Below are 20,339 nucleotides of genomic sequence, written 5' to 3'. Positions count from 1 at the left end.
AGAAACACCTCCCTCATACTCTTTTTACAACCACATGAGCACCTTCTACCTTCATTATCTTCACGTGTTCTCCTTTCTCTATGACCTCATCGTCGTCTTCTGCGTACGCTCTCCACACATCTCCATCGATCTTCACAAGGCCAGTTCCCTTTCTGTTATCTATTGTCTCAATAACGAGAGCTACCTTTCCAGCGATCTCTTCAACATGGATCTTTCTCGGAGATTCCCAGTTCTGAACCAACCTTCTCGTGAGGAAGACGAGTACTATAGATACAGCTGCAAAGACTATGATTTGAACGTACACCCCAAGATAGAGTGACACCAGAGAAGCGGCAAGGGCACCCACTCCAAACCAGAATATGAAGAATGTGGGTGTGAGAATTTCTGCAACCATAAGGATCACACCGAGAACAAGCCAGAACACCCAGGCTTCCATAATTTCGCCCCCTCACATTTCAAACACCTTTCTTGGATCCATGTAAAGGATCTCTACATCAGGCATTTCCTCCCTGTATTTTTTTATGACCGACTTGAGCTGTCTTATGTAACGGGTGGAAATGTGGTAGAGAATGACCTTTTTGACACCCGCTGCTTTCACAGACTCCATCACTTCGTCTATGGCAGCGTGATTCTTGTACCTTCGATCGCGTGCGTCCAGGAACGTACACTCGTGGATGAGCAGTTCCGTTCCACGAATCTCCTCGGGATCGAGCGCCAGTGAATCGCCGCTGATAGTGAGAACCTTTTTGTGGTATTCTTCAGTGACGAAGTCTCTGCCTTTTTCTTTTACAAGGCGTGAGATTTCTTTGCTGTCCAACCCCTGAAATTCTTTCTTCAGTTTCCTTCTAACCTCGAATATGTGATAACCAAAACTCACTTCAGAGGAAACGTGTTTCGTTCTGAACGGCTGAACGTACCTTTTGAACCCCCCTGCATTCCTCAGAAAGACTCTCTCACCTTCCTTCAAAGGGTGAACGTTGAAAGAGAATCTGAGATCGGGGTTTGCTCTCTTTATGAATTCGGTGTACTCCTCCACGGCTCTGTTTCCTTCTGGATAAAAAACGTCGAGAGGTTTTTCTCTGTCTCCCATACCGTTGTTCCTTATGTTCACAACTCCCCACAATCCCGCTATGTGATCCACGTGCCCATGAGTGAGAAAGACGTATTTGAAGGCGTACACCTTACTTCCAAGAGTCGTGGAGACACCCTCCCCCGCATCAAAGAGTATGCGCTCCGGTGAATAATAGATCCAGGTGGAAAACAGCGCCTTTGAAAACCCTATGATGTTCATTCTTCTCTCTCCACCCTGATCTTTATCGTGTCCTTTACACCCCCTGGCAGACTGACTTCCAGAGAGTACTCACCCAGTTCTTTTATGGGTTTGTCCAGTTTAAACCACCTTTTATCGAGCTTCAAACCGGTGGTTTTTGAGATCTCTTCTGCGACTGTTGCGGCTGTGACAGCTCCGAATATCTTTCCGCCTTCACCTGCTTTGACCTTCACAACGTGAGTTCTTTTTTTCAATTCCTTGAGAATCTTTTCACTCTCTTCTCTTTCTCGTTCCTTTTTTCTTTTTTCTATTTCTTTTTCGTGTTTTATCGCCCTTTCAAGCCCTTCCGTGTATTCTTTTGCAAAACCACGGGGTATGAGGTAGTTCCTCGCGTATCCATCCGAAACTTCTTTGATTTCACCCTTTTTCCCGATCTTTGGAACGTCCCTGAGAAGTATCACCTTCAAAACAAATCACCTCCTGAAAATTTTTCCTTATCTATTCTATCATGCTTGATTGATATAATCTTGAAAAGAGGAGGTGTGAAGTGTGAAGAAAGCGATAGTTCTGTGTGCCGGAAAAGGGACAAGACTCAGACCGCTCACATTCACAACTGCCAAACACCTTATCCCTATCGCTAACAAGCCTATTCTCTTCTACAGCCTGGAAAACATCGCGCGAGCCGGTATCGAAGAAGTGGGAATCGTGGTTAGTCCTCACAACGCCGAAGAGTTTAAAAGCATAGTTGGTACAGGCGAAAACTTCGGCCTCAGGATCTCTTACATCATTCAGGAAGAACCTAAGGGCCTTGCACACGCCGTCTGGGTTTCACGGGAATTTCTCGGAGACGAGGATTTCATGATGTATCTGGGGGACAACCTCATTCTCGAAGATCTGGGAAAATTCGTGAAAGATTTTGAAAATTCGGACTATGCCGCTTCGATTCTACTATCGCCGGTCAAAGATCCAACCCGTTTCGGTGTAGCTGTAATGGAAGGTGACAGAGTGATAAAGGTTGTGGAAAAACCCAAAACTCCCCCCAGCAATCTCGCCATCGTGGGACTCTATCTCTTCAGAAACAAGATCTTCGAAGGAATAAAGAACATAAAACCTTCCTGGAGGGGAGAACTCGAGATAACGGACGCCATCGAATACCTTATTGAGAAGGGTGAAAAAGTTCGGGGTTACATCGTTTACGGTTGGTGGAAAGACACTGGAAAGCCAGAAGATCTGTTAGAGGCGAACAGGAAGATCCTGATGGAGACAACCGAAGAACTTCTCGGAGAAATGGATGACAAGTCCTCCATACAGGGGCCCGTGAGAATAGGAAAAGCGTCGAAAATCGTCAATTCTGTGATCAGAGGTCCCGCGGTTATAGGAGAGAATTGTTTCATAAAGAACTCCTACGTAGGGCCCTATTCCTCAATAGGAAACAGAGTGATACTCGAAGATTGTGAAGTGGAAAACAGCATCGTGATGGATGAATGCTCTATAACAGGTGTGGAAAAAAGAATAGACTCTTCCATATTGGGAAAGGGAGTTTCTGTGAAAGGATCGCAGAAGAGACCGGCGAGCTTGAATCTCATCCTGGGGAACATGAGTCGGGTGGAGCTTTAAAAAAGAGGGGCTTTGAGCCCCTCTTATTGTTTTGTCCATTTCACGATGATAGGCGAGGCAACGTAAAGCGAGGAATACGTTCCCACAATCGTACCCACCGTCATTCCGAAAGCGAAGGGTTTGACGGCGTTTCCAGCAAACAGAAGAAGAACAAAAACGACGAAGAACGTGGTGAGAGAGGTGTTTATCGTTCTGGCGAGCACCTGATTTATACTCATGTTCACGATGTTCACCATGTTCCTTCCGCGATATCTTCTCATGTTCTCCCTGATCCTGTCTGAAAGAACGATCGTGTCGTTGAGAGAGTAACCGAGTAGTGTGAGAAACGCTGCCACCGCCGCGACGTTTATCTCGTAGCCGAACAGCGAGAAGAATCCCATGGTGATGAGCACATCGTGTATCAGAGCCACAACAGCGGCGACTCCAAAGATGAATCTGAATCTGATGGTTATGTAGATGAGGAGCACAACAAGAGCCACCAGAATCGCCGTCCACGTTCCCCTTCTGATTTCCTCAGCTGCTGTTCCACTGATCTCATTGAAGGACACCACCTTGCCCGAAAGGAGCTTTTCCATCTCTTCCTGAATTTTCTGCTTTTCATCCGGTTCGTAAGTTTTCGGAACGATAATGGAGTACTTCTGAACGTTTGAAGGATCTCCCGCGGAACGAACTTCTACTATTCTCGCGTTTGCAAATTCTTCAGAGATTTGAGAAATAGCGGCCCTTATGTCGTTTTCCGTGACCTCTTTGTTTTCAAATCTCACTATGATCTCGGAACCACCGGTGAACTCCACTCCGAAGTTGAATCCTTTCGTGAATATGGAAACGATGGATATCGCTATCAGTATCAGCGAGATCGTAATGAAGATCTTCGACTTTCCCATGAAATCAATTTCTTTCCTCATTGCCCGGTCCCTCCCTGTGCCTCATCGGCTCTGAGTGGCTTGATGAAGCGCGCAAGTGCATCGAGAAGCAGACGACTGAATACCAGATTCACAAATATACTTCCAAGTACACCGATGATCAGAGTGATGGCAAAGCCTTTGATGGTTCCTGTGCCAAAATAGTAGAGAATGAGACCTGTGAGTATCGTCGTGATGTTCGCGTCGAGTATCGTCGAAAGCGATCTGTCGAAACCAGCCGCTATGGAAGTTTTAACAGGTTTACCCAGCCTCATCTCTTCTTTTATCCTTTCGTATATAATCACGTTTCCATCGACGGTCGTTCCTATAGTGAGGATGATACCCGCTATTCCAGGGAGGGTGAGAATGAATTTGCCGGCTGCCATCACACCAAGGAGTAATACGGTGTTGTAAATGAGTGCAAGATCGGCGACTATTCCCATCGTTCTGTAATAAATGATCATGTAAACGAGAACGAGTATTAGTCCGATTATTCCTGCTTTCAAGGAAGCATCGATCACATCACGTCCGAGGAGCGGTGCAACCCATCCCGAAGAGGTTTTTACGAGCCTTGCGGGAAGCGCGCCACTCCTTAGAATGGCAGCGAGCTGTTTCGCTTCTTCCAGTGAGAAATTACCTGTTATCTCTGCCTTCCCATCAGTTATGATTGCAACCACTTGACCAACGAATTGAACAACATCGTCGAGCACTATAGCGAGTCTCTTCTTTGGATCATAAGTTCCTTCGGGAACGTACAGCGCTTGTGTGATCTTTTTGAATATATCAACGTACTCTTTTGCGAGTTCAAAGGAAACCTTGTAGCCGTATCTTCCAGTTCTTGTCTCCACTTCCGGTCTTGCATACACGATTCTTGGAGCTTCAAGAACTAGGTCTTTCCTTCCCATTATCTCTTTTTTCACGAGGTACCACTTTCCATCTCTTCCTTTGAGCCATACCGCGTTCTCTCTTCTGGCTTCAAGGGAAAGTTCAGGTACTTTGCTGGGATCTTCACCGAGGTACTCATCGAGAACCTGAGCAAAGTAAAGGACACCCGTCGATCCGATCAACTTTTCCGCCTGGACCGTGTCGGTCGCCCCGGGTATCTCCACTACTATGTAGTATTTGTTATCCCGGAGTACTTTCTTCACGGCCGCTTCTGTGTAACCAGCCGCATCGAGCCTGTTTCTCAGCACGGTCCACACGTCATCCACAACATCGGAAGGATTTTCTGTTCCTTGCTGAACTTCAACCATGTATTCGATCCTTGCACCACCTTTTATATCCAAACCAAGACGAATGTTGGATATCCATCCTCCTTTACTGGGCCAGAAAATGGCAAGCAGGGCACCAGCCAGTACCAGTAGAACTACTATGAGTCTTACTCTGTCTCCCCTCATTCATCATCCCTCCTGATTTTCCTGTGACCTCTCCTTTATAACCGTGGAAATAGCCCTTTTTGTTATCTCGAGTTCCGTGGAATTTGCTGTTTTGATCTTGACGGTGTCCTTTTTGATATCGATGACTTTCCCGACAATTCCTCCGATTGTGACGACCGTGTCTCCTCGTTTCATCTGACTTATCATCTGCTGGAACTGTTTTTCTCTTCTCCTCTGGGGAAGGATGATCATGAAGTAAAAAATGGCTATGAAGAATATCAGCATGAAGAGGAGACTTCCCCAGCCACCACCTGTTGCGGTTGTGGTGGTACCGTTCGAAGCACCCGGAGCTGCTGCGTAGATGATCTCAGGCATTCTCCTTTCCTCCCTTCTCAAATATCAATTGAAGCCGTCTGTAAACCAGTGGAACCAAAATGAATTGAAGAACGATACCGGGAATACCCGTGGTAAAACTCAATAAAATGGAGGTTAACGGCTGAAGCTTGATACCAATGAGGGCCCCAAGAACGTAGTAGGAAACCGAGTAAACGAGTCTTCCAAGAACCACGGCGATGAGGATTCTAACGAATATGTTTTTCTTCATAACCCCCATGACGAAACCGTATGTGAACACCTCAGGTATCATGAAGAGAAACATTGGAAATGGAGGCATCCCCATCGTTAAAAACGAAAGAATAGGAAGTACCGCACCCGTCACTCCTCCCACGAAGGCTCCAGAAGTCGCTCCAGCGAGCATGGCCACCAAATGAAGAGGCAGGAACATTCTTCCGAGGTTCAGCAGATGAAAAAGATAGGCAAGAGCTACACCAACAGCGAGCCACATCGCAGTGTAGGTCAACTTTCGCATCCGCATATCACCCCTCTTTTTCGAACTTCGAATTGATTATATCATCTATCATGTTTCTGGCGCTCTTTACATCCTGGTCAATAGCAGCCTTCAGCTCCTCGATTGAATCAAATTTCTTCTCATCCCTCATGAATTTCAATACTTCCAGTTTCAGTCTCTGCCCGTAAAGATCCCCTTCGAAATCCAGGATGTACACCTCGTACTTCACGTTTCTCGCATCACCCACGGTGGGCCTGAAACCCACGTTCATAACACCGAATTTTTTCTTTCCATCCGGCAGATGAACTCTCACCAGATAAACTCCTCTTTTCAGATCTACGAGTTTTTCATTTCCTCTATCGATGTTGGCAGTTGGAAATCCCAGTTTTCTTCCAAATTCCCTATCTTTGTGGACGATTCCTTCGATTTCGAAATATCTGCCGAGATATGCAGGAATTTCCTCCACTCTTCCCTCCTGAACGAGGTTTCTGATCAGAGAACTGCTCACTCTTTTTCCCTGAACAACGACATCTTCAATTTCATAGACTTCCACACCTTTCTTTCTGAGAAAAGACGCGTTTCCGCTCGCGTTCTTGCCAAATCTGAAATCCCTTCCAACAACAACAGCCGATACTCCAGATAGATACCTCTCGACGAACCCTTCTGGGGTGAGATCTTTTATTCTGAAAAAATCCAGAACAACGGTTCTGGCGTAACGAGAAAGCATCTCCACCCTGCTTTCTACCGTCATGAGAAGACCGGGAAAATCCGGTAAGAAATATTCGGGGGGATAAGATATGGTGTAGATAAGGCTATCGTCCTTCCTGAAAAATGCTATTTCCTTCATGGTCCTCAAGACCTTCTGATGCCCGATGTGAACTCCATCGAAAACTCCGATGCTGACAACCATTCCTTTCACCTCGTGTTGAAGACCTTTCTGAGGGTCAAAACTCGCTCGTTTCTTTCGTGCTTTCTCAAGGTTTCCAGAAACGAAGAATTTCTTTCCGCTTCAGCCAGAGCAAGTAACCGTCCTTCTTCGTTGAATACTCTGACAACTTCACCCTTTTTGAAACCGTCCCATTCTTTGAGCATCTCAAGGTGTATTTGAGAACCGTTGAGAATCATTTTCGTTGATTCCTGATGAACGACAACACGCGGCAGCCACTCAAGGCATTTTTCGAGTGGTATGATCCTGTTTTCGATCTCTTCAGGAGCGGCTTCGAATACGTTCAAACTTTCCTCGATTGTATGAGGTCCCACGCTCTCCCTTACAAGCTCAACAGCGGTGGCACCGCAACCGAGCTTGTAACCTATATCCATACAGAGAGATCTTATGTAGGTACCAGGAGACACTTCCACTCTGAAAGAGACGTCTCTTCCCTCAATATTCACGTCCCATATCTTGAAGATCTTCACTCGCTTTGGTGGAAGATTTATGATCTTTCCCTCTCTCGCCAGTTTGTAGAGACGTTCGCCTTTGTATTTTTTAGCAGAATAAGCTGGTGGAACTTGGTCGTATTCTCCCACAAAGGAAAAGATTGCTTCTCTTATTTCTTCTTCGGTGACGTTGCACTCTCGTTCTTCGACAACTTCGCCTGTTATATCGAAAGTCTCGGTTATCAAACCAAGCCTCATCTTCACCCAGTACACCTTTTTCAAATCCTTGTAGAACTCGAGAATTCTCGTGCCCTGGTTGACACCGATTATGAGAACCCCACAGGCGAACGGATCGAGAGTTCCTCCGTGTCCGACTTTCCTCGTCTTCAATTTTTTTCTAACTTCGTCCACAACATCGTGCGATGTGGGTCCTTTAGGCTTGTAAGCTACAAGGATTCCGTGCTTCATTCTTCTTCCTTATCCTCCTCTTTCTTTTCTTTGTCCTTCAGAGGATCGTATCCAAGTTGAACCAGCAGCTGGTGAACTTTTACACTCGCCTCTATGCCTTTGTCCTCGTAAAAGCGAATTTCGGGAGCAACGTAGAGTCTCAGATTTTTGGCGATAAAGGTCCTGAAAAAACCCTTCGCTCTGTTCAATATTTCAACCGTTTCCTTTCGTTCTTCCGGTGTGCCGAGGAAACTGACATAGACGTCTGCGTACCTTTTGTCCTTTGAGAGTTCCACTCTGGAAAACGTGACGAAATCTTTCTTCAAGCGGGGATCTCTCAGCTGTTGAAGTGCTTCCATCAAAAGTTTTTGAATCTCCGATTCGAGCATGGCTTTTCTATAGGCTGGGTTCATTCTTTTCACCTCCTAATCTATCTGCAAGAATTCCTGAGCCTTGTTGTACTTCTCCTTAGATTTATCCAGTATTCTCAAGAAAGTTTTCGGTTTCACTTTCAGCACATTCAAAGCAAAAGGAGAAAGTTTCGGATCTCCCCACGAAAGAGATGCCCCTTTCATCATGAGATTCGCTATCACATCTCCTATGTGGACCATGGAAACCTGGTTGACGAAGAGTTCGTTCGGGTTACCCTCGACGTTGTGGTGAAATTCCGCAGACAAAACAAGAAGATCTGGAAAATTCCACTTTCTGAGCAATTTTGCGCCCACTTCGGAGTGCGGTGGAATCCCAAGCTCCTCTTCTATGTCTATGAGGTTTTTCTTCGTCTTTTGAGCAATTTTGGCTTCCGTTTCAAGTATATCGGAGAACAGTAGATCATAAACTACCTTGCCCAGATCGTGGAGGAGTCCTGCTATGAAGATCTCTTCCTTGAGGGGATAGCCCATTGTTTCTGCAACGGTTTCTGAAGCGATAGCACTCGCTATGAAATGCTCCCAGAGCTTTTCACGATCGATTCCAGAGGAACTGTTTTTGAAAACCATATCGTAAGTGAAAACACTGAGGGCGAGATTTCTCACCGTTTTGAAACCAAGGATCATCACCGCTTCGCTCAACGTGGTTATCTTTCTTGGAACGCCATAATAGGCTGAGTTGGCCAGTTTCAACACCCTGGCACTCAAGCTTGCGTCCATCATGAGAGTGTTCGCCACTTCAGTAGAAGACGCATCCGGCTTTGAACAAACGGCGATTATCCTTTGAACAACAACATTTGGTGAAGGTAACTTGTCTATTTCTTCAATTATCTTGTCTATTATCTTCGCCGGCACGGTCTTTTGGGATCCACACAAAGAATCTGGATCCCTTACCCACCTCACTTTCCACCCATATCCTGCCGCCGTGAAGCTCCACGATCTCTTTTGTTATGGCAAGGCCGAGTCCCGTTCCAGGCACTTCGTAGGTCAACGAAGAATCCACCCTGTAAAACTGTTCGAATATCCTATCCTTTGCGTGATCCGGTATTCCTATACCGTTGTCCTCTACAATTATGAGAACACCGCCATCTTTCTCATCCAAGATCACCTTCACGTACTTATCAGGAGCATCTTTCTTTGAGTACTTCACCCCGTTGTTGAGAAGATTCAAAAGTACCTGTCTGATTCTTGTTGGATCGATGTAAGCTTCCACAGGACAGGGAACATTACTCTCAAAGAGAACATTCACGTTGTGAGATGAAGCAAATTCTTTGATCGCGTTCACCGCACTTTCTACGAGATCACAGAGATCAACTTTTTCTCTGTTTATTTGAAGGGATTTCCTTTCAAGCCTGGAAAAGTCCAGTAACTCATTCAGGAGATTTTCGAGGTGGTTGCTTTGATCTATTATCACCTCGAGGAACTCCTTGAGGGTGCTGAGATCCAGTTCTCCCAGACTGTTGTAAATTGTTTCCGCATAAGCTTTTATGGCCGTTAAAGGCGTTCTGAGCTCGTGCGAGATGTTCGCTATGAACTCCGTCTTCATCCTGTCTATTCGCTTCAGTCTTTCGAGTTCTTTTGATTCTGTCACATTTTCAACGATCGTCAGCGCCTGGACTTCGCTACCAAGGATGAGAGGTATCGAGGTGATTGAAAAGAATTCTTCCCCAGATATCACTTCACCCACTCTTTGTGTTCGCAAAGATATTGCCTCTTCTGACAGAGAAATGGCCTTCCTCAAAACTTCATCTGGAAAATTCTCCTCTTTGAACTTCTCATTCTGAAATTTTATTTCCCCATTCGAATAAACGAAGATCCCCTCTGGAAGACCGTTAAGGATGACGTTCACGTAGTTGTATGTTTCTTCTAGCTCCCTGTACAACTTTATGTTTTCCAGAACGACCGCTGAAAGAAACGAAAGAACTTTGAAAATCTCTGTTTCTTCCATTGATGGCTGGTGATTCAGTAGCACAATTAAGCTTCCAAACATCCTGTCCTGTTTCACAACAGGGACTATTCCAACATAACCGAGTTCATCCTCCACAAAGACGGGGTTGGATTGTCTGATGGACCAGTCAATGAACTCTTCGAATCTTTTTATATCGATGTCTCTTCCCCAGATTTTTCTCTTGTTTTCATCGACGAGAACCACCTCTTTGATATCAACAACTTTTCTTACCAGGTTCAAAAGCCCCTGAAGAATATCGCTTTCCGTTTTCGCATTGGAAAACTCCATTATCATTATTGAAAGGAGTAAAAACAGACGGTTGTTCTGCTCTTTTATTTCCTCCAAAGAGAAGTCACCTCACAATTTCTGTTGCCGCTTTTCTCAATCGATTCATCACCGCAAATAGAATTCCCCTTTCTTCAAATCCCTCAACAATTATATACTCTTTCCCCATTTTTTCAGCCTCGCGCAGAGCAGAAAAGATGTTTTGGGCGATACTGTAAGGGTTTTTCAAAGATCCTACAACGATTCTGTCGTCGTACAGTTCCTTTCTCTCTTCAACACAGATGACCACATGATCCGGGTACTTTTTCAATACTTCCTCCATCTTCGTCAAATCTTCTACGAGTATCAGAGGCTTTAAGGGAGCGTAGTGTCGATATTTCATTCCCGGCGCAAGTGGCCTGCCCTTAAAATTCCCTTTTCGTACAAAATCGGGCACAACGAGTTCCGGAAAGAGCTCTTTCAGTCGTTCAACTTCCACTGGCCCTGGCCTCAGAAGAACAGGCTTTTCTTTTGTGAGGTCCACAATGGTGGACTCCAGGCCGAAGGGAGTATCCCCTGCATCGATTATCAGCTTAACTTTGCCCATGAAGTCTTCTATGACGTGTTTCACGTTCGTAGCGCTGGGTCTTCCCGAAATATTTGCACTTGGAGCGGCTATAGGATGACCGAAGAGTTCTATCAACTTCAGGGCCACCGGATGTGCTGGCATCCTCACAGCCACCGTTGGAAGATCAGCAGTCACCACGGGAGGTATCTTTTCGGATTTTTTTCGAAAAATAACCGTCAACGGCCCCGGCCAGAACTTTTTCAAAAAATCCAGATGAGGTTCGTAACCCTCCGCGATTTCTTCCAGCTGTTTGAAGGAATGTATATGAACAATGAGAGGATTGTCAGCGGGTCTTTCTTTCAGCTTGAAGATTTTCTTGCAGGCCTCTTCGTTGTACGCATCCGCTCCTATTCCGTAAACGGTTTCGGTGGGGAAAATGATCACTTCTCCGTTCCGGAGAAGTTCAGCCGCTTCTTTCAGAACTTTCTCGTCGGGAAAGAGGGGATCCACCTTTAACACTCTGGTCACAGGTTTTTCCCTCCTGATGTGATACAAAATAAAGGGGCTCTTCGGAGCCCCTGTGGTGCCGAGGGCGGGACTTGAACCCGCACGGGGTTATCCCCCAGCTGATTTTGAGTCAGCCGCGTCTGCCATTCCGCCACCTCGGCCCTCCATTATATATAGTACCAGCTTTCTCTTTCTAAAGTCAAGTTCCGAGAATCCCTCTTCCTTCTTGAATTCTTTTAAAATGTGTGCTAAACTATTATTAGCACTCAAAAGAAGGGAGTGCTAAATCATGAGAAGGCTCAACAGGAAGAACAACGAAGCCTTGAAGAAACTGAACGATCGTCAGAGAAAAGTGCTTTACTGCATCGTGAGAGAGTACATAGAAAATAAAAAACCTGTGAGCTCACAGAGAGTTCTGGAAGTGAGCAATATAGAGTTCAGCAGTGCCACTATAAGAAATGATATGAAAAAATTGGAGTACCTTGGATACATATACCAGCCCCACACATCGGCTGGGAGGATTCCAACTGACAAGGGGTTGAGATTTTACTACGAAGAAATGCTGAAAATCTCAAAAGAAACATCAGAAGCGGATCTCGCAGTGGAGACTTTCAAATCGATGCCTCTCGCTGATCCGGAAAAGGTTCTCTTCCTTGCGGGAAATCTTCTAGCTCGATTGACGGAAGGTTACGTCCTCATAGAAAGACCAAACACAAGAGATTTGAAAATACTCAGAGTGATGCTCATTCCTGTTTCGGAAGACTACCTCATTTTTTCCATATTGACGGAATTCGGTGTTTCCAAAGTTACTCCTATCAAAACTCAGGAACGACTGAACTGGGAAGAAATCGAAAGACAGCTCAACTTCCTCCTCAGAGGCAGAACAGTAGGAGAAGTGTTGATGGGTAAAATAGAAAGCCTGAAAGGAAGTGGATTCCTCAGGTTGATTGAATCTCTGATAGGTGAGACTGTCGAGAGATATCTGGATGCAGGTCTTGAGAACCTTCTAAAGGACGAAACGCTCACTCTGGAGGACATCAGAAACCTTCTCGAAGAAGTGAAGGATCAGAAATTTCTCGAGAGCTTAGTTGGAGAAGGCATAACCGTCAGGATAGGAAGGGAAATCGGCAGAAAAAAGCTGGAAAAATTCGCCGTTTTTTCAGGGAAATACTTTAAAGGAGAATCTCCTATCGGGAGTGTGTACCTCTTCACGTCGAAGGTTACGAAGTACGATAGAAATCACAGGGTGTTTGAATACATTCTGAACCGTCTTTCAGAGTATTTCACTTCAACTTCCAGGAGGTGAAAAGATGAGTGAAAAGGAGAAGAAGGAACTCACACAGGAATGTGAAGAACTGAAAGAAAAATACAAAGAACTGGAAGAGTACGCAAAAAGGCTGAAAGCTGAATACGAAAACTATCGTGAGGAAGTCGCCCGTGAAAAAAGAGAATTGATAAAGAACGCGAATGAATACCTCATATCGAAACTCATTCCCGTTCTCGATGATTTCGAAAGGGCATTGAATCAGGGAGAAAAGGGAGACGCCTTCTACGAAGGTGTGAAAATGATATACAAAAAACTCCTGAACGTCTTGGAAAAAGAGGGGCTTACAAAGATCCACGTGGGAGAGAAATTCGATCCTTTTGAACACGAAGCAGTTGAAAGAGTAGAAACAGAAGACGTGGAAGAATACACTATCCTTGAGGTAGTAGAGAGTGGTTACAAATTCCACGGGAAAGTCTTGAAACCCGCAAAAGTGAAGGTTGCAGTGAAACCACGAAAGAAGGAAGAAAGGAAGGTTGAAGAACCTTCTGATAAGAAGGAGTGATGGATCATGAAAAAAGAAAAGAAGGATTACTACGAAATTCTCGGTGTTCCCAGAGACGCCACACAGGAAGAAATAAAAAGGGCTTACAAGAGACTCGTAAAAGAGTGGCATCCGGATCGTCATCCGGAAAACAGGAAGGAAGCCGAACAGCGTTTTAAGGAAATTCAGGAGGCCTACGAAGTCCTCAGCGACCCACAGAAGAGGGCTATGTACGATCGTTTCGGATACGTGGGAGAACAACCCACGTATCAGGAAACAGAATCTGGTGGCTTCTTCGACGATATATTCAGAGACTTTGAAAACATCTTCAACAGAGATATATTCGACGTTTTCTTTGGCGAAAGACCACACCAGGAAGAAAGAAGAGAATACGCCCGAAGAGGCGAAGATATAAGGTACGAAATAGAAGTAACTCTCTCCGATTTGATCAACGGAGCGGAGATACCCGTGGAATACGAAAGGTACGAAACCTGTCCGAGGTGTGGCGGAACTGGCGTAGAACCCAACGCTGGATACATGGATTGTCCAAGTTGTGGTGGAACGGGAAGGATCAGAGAAGAACGAAGATCGTTCTTTGGTTACTTCGTCAGCGAGAGAACCTGTGAGAGGTGTGGCGGCACAGGGAAGATTCCACGGGAATACTGCCACGAGTGTGGTGGAAGCGGCAGAGTTCTCAGAAAGGTCAGAAGAACGGTGAAAATCCCACCAAATGTGGAAGATGGTACTCATCTTAGAATCACTGGCGGTGGAAATGCGGGATATTACGGTGGACCTTACGGTGATCTGATAATTATCGTCCGTGTGAAACCAGATCCCAGATTCAAGAAATCCGGTTCAGATCTCGTGTATGATGTCACAATAGACTACCTTCAGGCTATCTTGGGAACAACCGTTGAAGTTCCTCTTCCAGAAGGCGGTACGACGATGTTGAAGATTCCTCCGGGAACTCAGCCGGAAACCGTCTTCAGGTTGAAGGGAAAAGGCCTTCCAAACAGGTATGGAAGGCGCGGAGATCTCATCGTGAACGTGCACGTTGAGATACCAAAGAGTCTCTCCAGAGAGGAAAGAAAAGTCCTCGAAGAACTGGCGAAAAAACGCGGAGTCACGATCGGTTAGCGTTTGGGATTGACGAGTGCTTCTCTAACAACGAGCTTCACGCTATCCGGGACCGTGACTTCGACGGTGAAAGGCCCTCTTCGGACACTCATCCATCCCAGTCCCGCCACCGCCAGTTCTTCTCCTTCTTTCAACGTAAAGGTTTCTCTCTTCCACTTAAAATTTTCAAATTTTGTTTTAGAGCATGGAGGAATTAGCAGATCTCCCAGTCTGTTTCTCATGAGCTCATCTGCTCTTTCCCTCCTCGTTTCATGGAAGGTTACTTCTTTAGAGGAGAAAAGCAGAAAGATCGGATTCTTTTCTGTTTCAAAATGAATATCGAATCGGCACAGTCCCCCCATGAAGATGGTTCTTCCATTATCCGGCTTGAAGGTTTTCCTGGAAAGTTCTTCTCTTGGCAGAACTCTCTTTTGACACTCAGGATCCAAAAGATCGAGAATCCTATCGCTTGTCATGATACCTGGGGTATCGTAGAGATACAGATTCGCTTCTTTTACCTTTCTTTTGAGAATACCTAGAGTTGTCCCTGGAAAGGGACTTATGGTGTTTTCATGAGTGCAGATCTTGTTTAGTAGAGAAGATTTTCCTACGTTCGTTACTCCCACCACCAGTGCTTTGTCGGTCAACCGTGAAAGATACTTTACAAGCGATGTCAGGCCGAAATTCTTTTCAGCACTGACGATCCTTATATCATCTGTGTTCTTCGTCTTTATTCTTTTCTTCACCCATTCTTTGATCTCCTTCACTGTAACCGCTCTGGGCAGGAGATCGATCTTGTTTATGACGTAGATAACCCTCTTCCCCTTCAGAATTTCTGCTATATCTTCTCTGTAGGTCCCTTCGAAATCGAAAATATCTATTACCCAGACCACTACATCGAATCCTCCAAGGTACGATTTCAACTGGTTTTTAAAATCCCAGTCGAATTCAACTGGTTCCAGTTTGCCGTAATGTTTCATTCGAAAGCATCTCTGACAGAGTATCTCCTTTCCTTCTTCGAGCCTTTTTTCAAAGACTTCGCGCGGGATGTACCCCGGTTTTTTCGGGTCATCGAACTGAATGGCTGCTCCGCATCCGGGACATCTCATCGAGTCTCACCTCATTTTATGTCGTCTTTCAAGCCTATTTCTTGAAGTATGATGAAGTCCTTTTCTCTCCACTTTTCTTTCACTTTAACGTTCAGATCGAGATACACTTTTCTTCCCACGAGAAACTCCAATTCTTCACGGGCGAGCGTTCCAATTTTCTTTATCATGCTGCCGTTCTTTCCTATGAGAATTCCCTTCTGAGAATCACGTTCCACGTATATGTTTGCCCGTATGTAGAGGACACCATTTGGTCTATCTTTTATTTCCTCGATCACCACGGCCGTGGAATGAGGTACCTCCTGCCTTGTGAGATGAAAGATCTTCTCCCTTATGATTTCAGCGGCCATGAAAGAGAGAGGGCGATCCGTTACCATGTCTTCGGGGTAATACTGTGGCCCTTCCGGTAGTTCTTCCTTTATCTTCTCTAGAACTTCGAAGACACCTTCACCCTTCAGAGCGGATATGTAATGGACAGACACGACGTTCTCCACCATACTTTTTGCGAGTTCTCCCACCGCTTTTGCCTTCTCTTCACCCGCCACATCGATCTTGTTCACAGCGATGATAGTTTTGGTTCCAGAGTCGTTCACGATCTTCGCAACGTGTTCGTCTGTCTTCGTAAATCCATCCGCCGCGTCCAGCATAAAGAGTACAAGATCCACCCCTTTGAGAGCCTGAACAGCAGCCTTCACCATGTACTCTCCAAGCCTGTGAAGAGGCTTGTGGATACCGGGAGTGTCTACAAATATGATCTGACTGTCTTTGTCCGTGTAGATGCAGTTTATCCTGTTCCTAGTAGTTTGAGGTTTGTCTGAGACGATCACTACTTTTCTTCCCATAACAGCATTTATGAATGTCGATTTCCCCACATTCGGCTTCCCTGCCAGAGCGACAAAACCCGATTTAATACTCACCACCTCCCAGCCTGAACCCTCTTGGTAGAAGATCTTTCAATTTCACAATCTCGAAGTTCCCATCTCTATCCGCCATTATCACATCCAGATCATCGGAAAATTCGTAGAGAACCTGTCTACAAGCACCACAGGGGGCAGTCTTATCCGGAGAATCCGACGCTATCGCTATTGCCACGAATTCTCTTTCTCCTTCAGAAACGGCCTTGAAAACAGCTACTCTTTCAGCGCAGACTGTCAAGCCGTAAGAAGAATTCTCCACATTCACCCCTGTGTATATCTTTCCGCTCTTTGTGAGCAAAGCGGCACCGACTCTGAAACCCGAGTACTTAGCGTACGCCTTTTTCCTGGCTTCCAGAGCCATTTTCACCAGCTTCTCCGGGTTCACCATCGATTTCTTCCCCCTCAAGTATCTTTATCATGACTTTCTCTATTCTGTTTTTCCCAACAGCGAGTACTTTGAAGTACAGATTTCCGATCACCGCTTCTTCTCCAACGTTCGGTATCCTTTTGAAGTGCTCGAGCAGATATCCCGCTATCGTTTCGTACTCTGTTTCTGGAAATTGAACACGCAACTCCATTTCGATGTCGTTTATCGGTGTGGCACCATCCACTATGTAAGTCCTCTCATCGATCTTTCTTATACCAGAGATCTCATCGTAGTCGTACTCGTCCATTATGTTTCCAAAGAGTTCTTCGATGATGTCTTCAAGTGTTACGATACCGGCCGTTCCTCCGTACTCATCCACAACGATCGCTATATGAATCTTCCTGGCTTTGAGGATCTTAAGGAGTTCATCTATGTTCATCGTCTCGGGAACGTACAGGGCTTCTCTCATAATATCCTTCACCTTCATACTTTTCACTTCTTCGCAATCCTTTTCAGCAAGCATGGAAAGCACATCCTTAGCGTAGCAGATACCCACGATGTTGTCTATGGTTTCTTTATAAACGGGTATTCTGGAGTACCCTTCGTCTTCAACCAGTTCGATAAGGTCTTTCACTGTCTGGTTCTCCTCTATCGCCACTATGTCGACCCGCGGTGTCATGATTTCTTTCACGGCTATCTGTTTCATCTCGAAAGCGCGCTTGATGATCCTTTCTTCTTCTTCCTCTATGACACCCATTTCCCCTCCGACCTGAACAATGGAAACGATATCCTCCTCGGTTATGAACAGATCTTCGGAGACCTTTTTTCCATGTCTCAGGGAAATGATGCCGTCCGCTATTTTCACGAGTAACCTTCCTATGGGATCCAGAACACGGGTGAGAAATCTGATAACACCTATCGATCTGCGGAACACACGCTCTGGATCTGATCGTGCCAGGACCTTTGGGGTGATCTCACCGAAGATGAGAAGGATGGTGGTGATGAAGAGAGTAGACACAACCGCCACGAACTCTTCGCTCATGTTTCTGAGCAGATTCAAGAAGATAAGAGTGGAGATAGAGGATGCGAGGAGATTGACGAGGTTGTTACTTATGAGAATCGTGGTGAGATACTTGTTGAACAGATGAATGTAGCTTTCCTTCGCGGATTTTTCCTCTTTTTCCTCCAGAAACTCTTTGATCTTGACCTTGCTCATGAGGGTGAGCGCAGTCTCCGAAGAAGAGAAAAAGTTCGACAGGTAAATCAAGATGACCAGCAGCAGTGACTCCAGCCCGAGAGTTAAAACACTACTGACAGGATCTTCCACTTTTGTTCCACCTCCATCAATAGTGATAGTTTTCCCCATGGATTATTTTAAACGCTCTGAATATCTGTTCCAGAACTATCAAAACGGTCATACCATGTGTAAAGGTCATCTTCGATAATGAAAAAACACGGTGGGCCTTCGCGAAGATCTCCTCATTCAACCCATAGGGCCCACCTATCAGGATCGTTATATCCTTTCCCTTCATTTCCAGATCTTTGAGAAAGTCGGCGAACTCCTCTGAAGAAACTTCTTCCCCTCTCTTATCCATAACCATAACAAAACTTCCGGGGAGAATCCTGTTCGTCAGGTCCTCCGTTTCCTTCCTGACGATTTCTTCGATGCTTCCTCTGTGGACTCGCTTTATTTCGAGAACTTCCGGCTTACAAAATCGCCTCAAGAACTTTTCGTAGTGCTTTATTCCCTCTTTGATAAAACCGTCCAGTTTTCCAATTACTGCTATTCTTACTCTCATTTTTCACTCTCTCTAACGAGTATCTCCAGGAGATTGGATTCTATGACCTTTTTAGCGTTGAGGTCGGTTCTCAGATAGTAAGAAACCGTCTTCAACAGAGATTCGAGCGGGAAAAGTCCCACTATCTCCGATCCCAAAACCGGTACCCCGTATCGTTCGGCTTCCATCTTTATGAGTTCGAAAACCCTATAGAGAGGTGTTTTTTTGTGATTTGTTATGTTGATAGAGACCTGTACAACTCCCCTTCCTTTCAAATCAACACCTATCGCTTTGACGTACCTGAGTCCTCCACTGGAAAATCTGATTGCCCTGGCTATTTTTTCGGCTATTTTCACATCCCGCGTTCCAAGGTTCACGTTGAAGGCTATGAGAAATTCGCGCGCACCAACCGCCGTCACACCCGCTGTGGGATGTACGCGGTCGGGACCAAAGTCGGGCTTCCACAGAGGATCTTTTATCTTCTCGAAGAAACCCTCGAACTCTCCCTTTCTGATATCCGCCAGATTTTGTCTTTCTGGACGTGTGGCAGATTTTTCATAAAGATACACGGGAATACCCAGTTCCTCTCCTATCCTGCGTCCGAGTATTTTCGAATACTCCACACACTCTTCCATAGTCGTGTTGTAGAGAGGTACAAGTGGTATGACGTCCGCTGCACCCATTCTGGGATGCTGGCCCGTGTGATTTCTCAAATCGATGAGTTCGGCTGCCTTTTTCGTCATATCGAAGAGAGCATTTATGAGGTTCTCCGGTTCTCCCACGAGTGTTATCACCGATCTGTTGTGGTCTGCATCCATTGACCAGTCGAGCACCCATACCCTGTCGTATTTTTTCGCTTCCGCGACGATCTTTTCAACTACTTCCTTTCTTCTTCCTTCGCTGAAGTTTGGTACCGATTCTATCAGTTTCAACTCTCATTCCCCCTCGGTTTCGCCATTCTGTCCTTCAGAGTCAAAATGATTTCTTCGTAGGTTTTACCATCGTCCGGGTAACACACATACGTGTAGCTGAAACGTTCGGAAAGTTTCTCTTTCATCCTCCTTGTAACGGCCTCTATTCCGTGTTTCCCCGTAAGTGTCAGTACAAACAGGTATTCGCTGGCGGAGATGGGTAGAACGTAATCTGTTTCCCTGAAGAACTTCTTGATAGTCTCGTAGTCTCTCATGATATCTTCGAACTTAACGTACATGACGCAGAAACGAGAACCCGTCCTGTTGGAACGCTTTATTTCTTTTCTCACGATATCTTCGAACTTGAGGGTGATCTCAAGATCCTCAATGTTTTTCCTGAGAGAAACGGTGACTCTGGGTGTGGAAGAAATGATTTTTTTGACTCTTTCCAAGAGATAATCGAGCCTGAACGGTTTGAGAATGTAGTCAACCGCACCCGCTTTCACCGAATTAATAATGAGATCTTTGTCAACGTAAGCGCTCAGAACCGCAACCTTCGTGTCGGGAAATTCCTCACGTATTCTTCTTATCAGGTTCAAGCTCTCTTCACCTTCGAACACATCTACGAACACGAGATCGATCTTTTCGCGACGGAGAAATGTGAATGCTTCCTGCTCGTTTTTTGCCCAAATCACATTGAAACCGTCTTTTTCAAGGGCATTTTTGACGGCAAGAAAGGTGATTCTGGATTCATCCACTACCATAACCGTTGGAGTCACTGCGAA

General features: G+C 45.5%; 24 protein-coding genes and 1 tRNA gene. 4 read left to right on the top strand and 21 right to left on the bottom strand.

The window, feature by feature from the left end; genetic code table 11:
• Nucleotides 1–13: 13 nt before the first annotated feature.
• From TM_RS04430 to rplI, 3 genes are read right to left on the bottom strand one after another with little or no spacing between them, the layout of a single operon-like run.
• On the bottom strand, nt 14–436 hold the full coding sequence (locus tag TM_RS04430) for an NfeD family protein (RefSeq protein ID WP_004080739.1): 423 nt from the start codon (nt 434–436) through the stop codon (nt 14–16).
• 12 nt (nt 437–448) lie between these two features.
• A complete protein-coding gene (rnz, locus tag TM_RS04425; protein WP_004080741.1) occupies nt 449–1,291 on the bottom strand; it encodes a ribonuclease Z in 843 nt (280 codons plus the stop codon).
• Nucleotides 1,288–1,737, bottom strand: a complete 450-nt coding sequence (gene rplI / locus TM_RS04420; RefSeq protein WP_004080743.1) for a 50S ribosomal protein L9 — start codon at nt 1,735–1,737, stop codon at nt 1,288–1,290. The genes rnz and rplI overlap by 4 nt, the downstream gene beginning before the upstream one ends.
• Before the next feature lie 82 nt (nt 1,738–1,819).
• On the opposite strand from rplI, the gene TM_RS04415 reads away from it, so the two are divergent.
• Nucleotides 1,820–2,887, top strand: coding sequence for a glucose-1-phosphate thymidylyltransferase (locus tag TM_RS04415; RefSeq protein WP_004080744.1), 1,068 nt, complete (start codon nt 1,820–1,822; stop codon nt 2,885–2,887).
• Between the two features lie 23 nt (nt 2,888–2,910).
• Here the strand turns inward: TM_RS04415 and secF are convergent, their stop codons facing one another.
• From secF to TM_RS04360, 11 genes are all read right to left on the bottom strand, one after another.
• Nucleotides 2,911–3,792 carry a protein translocase subunit SecF gene (secF, locus tag TM_RS04410; protein WP_004080745.1) on the bottom strand — a complete coding sequence of 294 codons (882 nt, stop codon included), beginning with the start codon at nt 3,790–3,792 and terminating at the stop codon, nt 2,911–2,913.
• Complete coding sequence (gene secD / locus TM_RS04405; protein ID WP_004080746.1) at nt 3,789–5,186, bottom strand: protein translocase subunit SecD; 1,398 nt, start codon at nt 5,184–5,186, stop codon at nt 3,789–3,791. Before secD ends, secF begins: the two co-directional genes overlap by 4 nt.
• Nucleotides 5,187–5,189: 3 nt before the next feature.
• Nucleotides 5,190–5,540: a preprotein translocase subunit YajC gene (gene yajC, locus TM_RS04400; protein WP_004080747.1), complete on the bottom strand. Its 351-nt coding sequence runs from the start codon at nt 5,538–5,540 to the stop codon at nt 5,190–5,192.
• Nucleotides 5,533–6,033: an ECF transporter S component gene (locus tag TM_RS04395; RefSeq protein WP_008193067.1), complete on the bottom strand. Its 501-nt coding sequence runs from the start codon at nt 6,031–6,033 to the stop codon at nt 5,533–5,535. Before TM_RS04395 ends, yajC begins: the two co-directional genes overlap by 8 nt.
• 7 nt (nt 6,034–6,040) lie before the next feature.
• Nucleotides 6,041–6,922, bottom strand: coding sequence for a riboflavin biosynthesis protein RibF (ribF, locus tag TM_RS04390; RefSeq protein ID WP_004080749.1), 882 nt, complete (start codon nt 6,920–6,922; stop codon nt 6,041–6,043).
• A gap of 5 nt (nt 6,923–6,927) precedes the next feature.
• Nucleotides 6,928–7,857 carry a tRNA pseudouridine(55) synthase TruB gene (gene truB / locus TM_RS04385; protein WP_004080766.1) on the bottom strand — a complete coding sequence of 310 codons (930 nt, stop codon included), beginning with the start codon at nt 7,855–7,857 and terminating at the stop codon, nt 6,928–6,930.
• The gene (gene rbfA, locus TM_RS04380; RefSeq protein ID WP_004080768.1) at nt 7,854–8,249 is read right to left on the bottom strand and encodes a 30S ribosome-binding factor RbfA; all 396 of its coding nucleotides are present in this window, start codon (nt 8,247–8,249) and stop codon (nt 7,854–7,856) included. Before rbfA ends, truB begins: the two co-directional genes overlap by 4 nt.
• Before the next feature lie 12 nt (nt 8,250–8,261).
• Complete coding sequence (locus tag TM_RS04375; protein ID WP_008193057.1) at nt 8,262–9,119, bottom strand: HDOD domain-containing protein; 858 nt, start codon at nt 9,117–9,119, stop codon at nt 8,262–8,264.
• Nucleotides 9,088–10,557, bottom strand: a complete 1,470-nt coding sequence (locus TM_RS04370) for a sensor histidine kinase (protein WP_004080773.1) — start codon at nt 10,555–10,557, stop codon at nt 9,088–9,090. The genes TM_RS04375 and TM_RS04370 overlap by 32 nt, the downstream gene beginning before the upstream one ends.
• Before the next feature lie 7 nt (nt 10,558–10,564).
• Nucleotides 10,565–11,572: an L-threonylcarbamoyladenylate synthase gene (locus TM_RS04365; protein ID WP_004080774.1), complete on the bottom strand. Its 1,008-nt coding sequence runs from the start codon at nt 11,570–11,572 to the stop codon at nt 10,565–10,567.
• 53 nt (nt 11,573–11,625) lie between these two features.
• Nucleotides 11,626–11,712 (bottom strand) — tRNA-Leu (locus tag TM_RS04360).
• A 128-nt stretch (nt 11,713–11,840) separates the two neighbouring features.
• On the opposite strand from TM_RS04360, the gene hrcA reads away from it, so the two are divergent.
• The 3 genes from hrcA to dnaJ are packed head-to-tail and all read left to right on the top strand — an operon-like array spanning nt 11,841 to nt 14,496.
• Complete coding sequence (gene hrcA / locus TM_RS04355; protein WP_004080775.1) at nt 11,841–12,857, top strand: heat-inducible transcriptional repressor HrcA; 1,017 nt, start codon at nt 11,841–11,843, stop codon at nt 12,855–12,857.
• 4 nt (nt 12,858–12,861) lie between these two features.
• Entirely contained in the window at nt 12,862–13,380 is a 519-nt protein-coding gene (locus tag TM_RS04350) for a nucleotide exchange factor GrpE (RefSeq protein WP_004080776.1), read from the top strand.
• 6 nt (nt 13,381–13,386) lie between these two features.
• On the top strand, nt 13,387–14,496 hold the full coding sequence (gene dnaJ / locus TM_RS04345) for a molecular chaperone DnaJ (RefSeq protein WP_004080777.1): 1,110 nt from the start codon (nt 13,387–13,389) through the stop codon (nt 14,494–14,496).
• Here the strand turns inward: dnaJ and yqeH are convergent.
• From yqeH to TM_RS04310, 7 genes are read right to left on the bottom strand one after another with little or no spacing between them, the layout of a single operon-like run.
• Nucleotides 14,493–15,584 carry a ribosome biogenesis GTPase YqeH gene (yqeH, locus tag TM_RS04340; protein ID WP_004080778.1) on the bottom strand — a complete coding sequence of 364 codons (1,092 nt, stop codon included), beginning with the start codon at nt 15,582–15,584 and terminating at the stop codon, nt 14,493–14,495. The genes dnaJ and yqeH overlap by 4 nt on opposite strands.
• 11 nt (nt 15,585–15,595) lie before the next feature.
• Entirely contained in the window at nt 15,596–16,492 is an 897-nt protein-coding gene (gene era, locus TM_RS04335; RefSeq protein WP_024103711.1) for a GTPase Era, read from the bottom strand.
• Complete coding sequence (gene cdd, locus TM_RS04330) at nt 16,488–16,886, bottom strand: cytidine deaminase (RefSeq protein ID WP_004080780.1); 399 nt, start codon at nt 16,884–16,886, stop codon at nt 16,488–16,490. Before cdd ends, era begins: the two co-directional genes overlap by 5 nt.
• A complete protein-coding gene (locus TM_RS04325; RefSeq protein ID WP_004080781.1) occupies nt 16,825–18,192 on the bottom strand; it encodes a hemolysin family protein in 1,368 nt (455 codons plus the stop codon). The genes cdd and TM_RS04325 overlap by 62 nt, the downstream gene beginning before the upstream one ends.
• A gap of 16 nt (nt 18,193–18,208) precedes the next feature.
• Nucleotides 18,209–18,664 carry a 23S rRNA (pseudouridine(1915)-N(3))-methyltransferase RlmH gene (locus TM_RS04320; RefSeq protein ID WP_004080783.1) on the bottom strand — a complete coding sequence of 152 codons (456 nt, stop codon included), beginning with the start codon at nt 18,662–18,664 and terminating at the stop codon, nt 18,209–18,211.
• Nucleotides 18,661–19,575, bottom strand: a complete 915-nt coding sequence (gene ftcD, locus TM_RS04315) for a glutamate formimidoyltransferase (protein ID WP_004080786.1) — start codon at nt 19,573–19,575, stop codon at nt 18,661–18,663. The genes TM_RS04320 and ftcD overlap by 4 nt, the downstream gene beginning before the upstream one ends.
• Nucleotides 19,572–20,333, bottom strand: coding sequence for a response regulator (locus TM_RS04310; protein ID WP_004080787.1), 762 nt, complete (start codon nt 20,331–20,333; stop codon nt 19,572–19,574). The genes ftcD and TM_RS04310 overlap by 4 nt, the downstream gene beginning before the upstream one ends.
• Nucleotides 20,334–20,339 lie beyond the last annotated feature (6 nt).

Source organism: Thermotoga maritima MSB8 (genome assembly GCF_000008545.1).
In the GTDB taxonomy this organism is placed as follows: domain Bacteria; phylum Thermotogota; class Thermotogae; order Thermotogales; family Thermotogaceae; genus Thermotoga; species Thermotoga maritima.
The sequence above is the reverse complement of the archived record's forward strand: the minus strand, read 5'-3'. Positions and strand labels throughout refer to the sequence as shown.